Here is a 4,563-nt window from a genome sequence, read left to right on the forward strand (position 1 = left end):
CATTCGGTTGTCTTGTAAAAATGTCGGCATGGCCGCCGCCCGCTCCTGAAACTCGGACCAACTCAATTTTCTGTATAAACCAAGGGCGCCGCGCGCGCGCAAGAAAGTTAAGATTTGGTTAACATCGCGCCTTCATGGTAAAAGAACCTGAAATTCAGTCAAATGCGCCTTGGACCGAGGTGTCAGATAACATATTGGATTAGATGATTTTTTGAACAGTAAAAGCCTTGCAATGGCGGACGAGGCCTCCCACAGCGGCGGACGCCGGCGTCGCCCTCCCCGGATGCTCGGAAGCCACAAAATAGGTTTCGAAGCCGCCTCGAGCGCATGGTTAACGCGATAAAACCTCGTCGGCGGACCGTCCCAAGGAAGTTCATAACGCCCGTGGTCTAGGATCGAAACTGTCAATTTCATTGTGGCGCGGCAAGCAATTTTCAGGAGACCGGAATGTTTGAGTTGAAATCAAATAAAGAAAAAATGCCCGCCGATGCGGCTTTCGCGCTTGGCGCCGTTCAGTCCTATCTCACAAGGACTCTTGCGGACATCGTCGACGCCTTTTGCAATGATGGAAGCTATTCCGAGGAACAGGCGACAGCAATTCGCGACCTCTATGACTATCTGACGCTTTCGTTCGAGGACACCCTAGCGGAAGCCGCCTATTGCAAAACTTCGAAAGACGTTTGTCGTTTTTTCGCTAAAGAGAGGACCTCTTTCCACGGCGGCGAAAACGGCCCCGGAATCTTGTCCGGCCTGCACGCGAAATGAGAGATCGATTGATCGATCTCCTGGCCTGCTGAATTCATCCGGGCGCAGCGATTTCATCACGAGACGGACGCCACCGCGCCGGCCGATATTCTCCTTCCAAGGCGACGACGAATCCTTAAAATTGTTGCAGCATAAAGCTGGGGCGGCTGAGCGGGCGGTCATTTGATTCGCGCGCTTCCCGCTGGCGCGCAGCCGTCATGTCGCACAAGGGTTTCATGAGCCAGACTAATCCCCATTCCAGCGTCGACCGCTCGGAGCGCGCAGGCAGCCCCGGAATGGTGTTGGCGCTCGCCGTCGCGCTGGTCGTGGTCATGGCGGCCTTTCCCTTTCTGCAGCGCGACCAGGCGACCCGCCTCATCCTCGCTTTGCTGGCCTTTCTGGCCTTCATCGGCATTTCGGCGCTGCTCGCCTATGCGGTCGGCTTCCTGCAGATCGCGGGGCGGCAATCGCGCAATGACGTGACCAAGATCATCGCGGATTCAAGCCCCGACGGCCAGCTGGTCACCGAAGGCGAGAGCCGGGTTCTCTACGCCAACGAGACCTATATGGCTTTGTCGGGGGCGAATGACGCCGCCGATCTGCGCGCCGTGGACCGGCTGTTTTCCGGCGCGCCGGAAGTGGCCGAGCCGCTTTACCGGCTGGCCCAGGCGGCCCGCGAGGGCAAGCGCGGGGCCGAGGAGCTGCGAATCACGCCGCCCCTGCTCGGCGAAGGCGAATTCGGCTGGTATCGCATCCGCGTCCGCCCGATCGAGCGGCCCTCCGGCCCGCCGGCGGCGCTGTGGACCATTTCCGACGTCACCCGCGAGCGCGAGCGCCACGAAAACATTTTCCAGGAATTGCAGCACGCGATCGATTTCCTCGATCACGCGCCGGCCGGCTTCTTCTCGACCGACCCGAACGGCAATATTTCCTATATGAACGCCACTCTGGCGGGCTGGCTCGATTTCGATCTCGCCCAGGTCGGTTCAGGCGGCCTCGCGCTGCGCGACATCGTCGCCGGCGATTCCGCGGCTCTGCTCGACGCCGGCAAGGGGCCGCCCTCCACCGTGCGCACCGAGCAGATCGATCTCGACCTGCGCCGCCGCGACGGGTTGCGGCTGCCGGTGCGCCTGCTCCATCGCGTCGCCTATGGCCATGACGGGCTGCCGGGCGCCTCGCGCACTCTGGCGCTCAACCGCGCCCCCGGCGAGGAGCCGGCCGAGGAGGCCCGCGCGGCCGAGGTGCGTTTCGCGCGCTTCTTCAATTCCACGCCGATGGCTATCGCCACCGTGAACCGCGACGGCGCCATCCTGCGCTCCAACGCCGCCTTCGCCAAATTGCTGCCCGGCGCGCTGCAGGATGCTTCCGGCGGCAAAAGGATGATCGCCAACGGCATCGCCGAGCCGCATCGCGAGGCCCTGCGCACGGCCATCGCCGCCGCCGCATCGGGCAGCGAGAGCAACGACCCGATCGACGCCGCGCTTGAAGGCTCGACCCGCGCGGCGCGGCTGTTCGTGACGCCGAATGACGAGGCCGACCAGCGCGGCGCCGTGGTGTTCGCGCTCGACACCACCGAGGAGCGCAACCGCGAGGAACAGCTGCACCAGTCGCAGAAAATGCAGGCGGTGGGCCAGCTCGCGGGCGGCATCGCCCATGATTTCAACAATGTCCTGACCGCGATCATCGGCTATTCCGAGCTTCTGCTCGCCAATCACCGGCCGACCGATCCGTCCTTCCAGGACATTATGCAGATCAAGCAGAACGCCAATCGCGCGGCGGGTCTGGTGCGGCAATTGCTGGCCTTTTCGCGCCGCCAGACCCTGCGCCCGCAGGTCCTGCAACTCGGCGACGTGCTGTCGGAACTGCAAATGCTCACCCGCCGCCTGGTCGGCGAGAAGATCGAGGTCGACCTGCGTCAGGGCCGCGATCTGTGGCTGGTCAAGGCCGATCTCAACCAGTTCGAGCAGGTGATCGTCAATCTGATCGTCAACGCCCGCGACGCCATGCCGAATGGCGGCAAGATCTTCCTGCGCACCAAGAATGTCTCGCCCTCGGAATGCGCCGCCTATGGCGAAAAGCTGCTGCCGGCGGCCGATTATGTCGTGGTGGAGGTCGAGGACACCGGAACCGGCATTCCGGCCGACATCCGCGACAAGATTTTCGACCCGTTCTTCACCACCAAGGAATTCGGCAAGGGCACCGGCCTCGGCCTGTCGATGGTCTATGGCATCATCAAGCAGACCGGCGGCTTCATCTTCTGCGATTCGCAGGTCGGGCGCGGCACGACCTTCCGCATTTTCCTGACCCGGCACATACCGGTCGAGGCGCCCGTGGAGGCGCCCAAGGTCGAGGAAGAGAAGAAGGCCGCCGCCGACCATACCGGGCGCGGCGTCGTGCTGCTGGTCGAGGACGAGGAGGCCGTGCGCTCCTTCGGCGCCCGCGCCTTGACCTCGCGCGGCTATACTGTGTTGGAGGCCGAGACCGGCGTCGAGGCTCTGCGCGTGGTCGACGAGGCCAATGGCAAGATCGATCTCGTGGTGTCGGATGTGGTCATGCCTGAGATGGACGGCCCGACGATGTTCGGCGAATTGCGCAAGCGCGGCATCAAATGCCGGGTGGTCTTCGTTTCCGGCTATGCCGAGGACGCCTTTTCGAAAAACCTGCCGGAAGGCGAGGAGTTTGGCTTCATGCCCAAGCCCTTCACGCTGAAACAGCTGATCGAGACGGTGAAGGAGAATATGGGGGCGTGAGGGCGGCGCTTTGGCGCGAAAGGGGACAGACGCGAAAAGTGAAAATGGGCGCTGGAGGGCTTTTTCGGCGTCACCCGCCAAATGAAAGCGTGTTCTCGTTATGTTTCACGTGAAGCTTTGGTCGCGAGGCGGCGCCTAACACATTGAAAAGGCGTTAAATTGGATGACGCGCCGCTCATAGGCTCGACTTATACACGCCGGGGTTGTGCCTTTTGACCGCCGGCAAAACCGGCGAAAATCGACCTGATTTTGCGCCGGAATCGCTTGATTTTGGTACGAAAGTCGCCGGTTTTTCTCTCTTTTTTTCACTCAATCCACAACCTCGGCGTGCGGATTGTCGCCAAACTCGAACGACTAACAGCCGCATGGCCGGGCGTGTCCCGGCCATCCATGCCGCAACAGCGCCAAATCGCTAAAGACAAGGCTGCCGCCGCGCAAACACGAGTAGTTGCGTAATTGTAATTGTCACCGTAATCGGCGGCAATTAATATGCACTGTCACCGTAACCTACTGTCACCGTAACCTAAATTGCCACCCTGTCCAAGTCCCAACCGACCGGCCAGGCTGGCGCCGAAGTTGACTGTCACCAACGACGCCGCCTGGCCGATCCTTCACCGACAATCCAGGGAAACTGGACCTCCTAGCAATATTGCCAGCCCCTCTATGCGGCGATGATCACCTTCATTGCCTTTTCGCGCGCGGCGTTGCCGAACACTTCATAGGCATCCAAAATCTCGTCAAGCCTGAAGCGGTGCGTGATGAGCTTACCCGGATCAAACTTGCCGGCCTTGACGGTCTTCAGCAACATCGGCGTCGTGTTGGTATTCACCAGCCCCATCGAGATGTTGATGTTCTTGATCCACAGATCCTCGATGTGAAGCTCAACCGGCTTTCCGTGAACGCCGACATTCGCGATATTGCCGCCAGCCGAAACGATCTTCTGGCAGATGTCGAATGTCGCGGGAACGCCTACAGCCTCGATTGCCACATCGACGCCCTGACCAGCGGTCAGGTCCATGATCCGCGATGCGGCGTCTTCCTCACCAACGTGAATGGTGTCCGTTGCGCC

At 61.2% G+C, this 4,563-nt stretch carries 3 protein-coding genes; 2 read left to right on the forward strand and 1 reads right to left on the reverse strand.

Features of this window, described 5'->3' with window-relative positions; translation table 11 throughout:
• Positions 1 to 447: 447 nt before the first annotated feature.
• Both ACE3S9_RS15295 and cckA read left to right on the forward strand, forming a co-directional pair.
• Positions 448 to 765 (forward strand): hypothetical protein, encoded by a 318-nt coding sequence (locus ACE3S9_RS15295; protein ID WP_374547343.1) that lies wholly within the window; start codon positions 448 to 450, stop codon positions 763 to 765.
• A 215-nt stretch (positions 766 to 980) separates the two neighbouring features.
• Complete coding sequence (gene cckA, locus ACE3S9_RS15300; protein ID WP_374547344.1) at positions 981 to 3,494, forward strand: cell cycle histidine kinase CckA; 2,514 nt, start codon at positions 981 to 983, stop codon at positions 3,492 to 3,494.
• 661 nt (positions 3,495 to 4,155) lie between these two features.
• Here the strand turns inward: cckA and ACE3S9_RS15305 are convergent.
• A partial coding sequence (locus ACE3S9_RS15305) for a zinc-binding dehydrogenase (protein WP_374547345.1) occupies positions 4,156 to 4,563 on the reverse strand: 408 nt, incomplete at its 5' end.

The organism is Rhodoblastus sp. (assembly GCF_041915505.1).
GTDB lineage: Bacteria > Pseudomonadota > Alphaproteobacteria > Rhizobiales > Beijerinckiaceae > Rhodoblastus.

What these genes read in the sequence shown, in the direction of transcription:
- ACE3S9_RS15295 (WP_374547343.1), top strand. Translation starts at nt 448, where the DNA reads ATGTTTGAGTTGAAATCAAATAAAGAAAAAATGCCCGCCGATGCGGCT.
- cckA (WP_374547344.1), top strand. Translation starts at nt 981, where the DNA reads ATGAGCCAGACTAATCCCCATTCCAGCGTCGACCGCTCGGAGCGCGCA.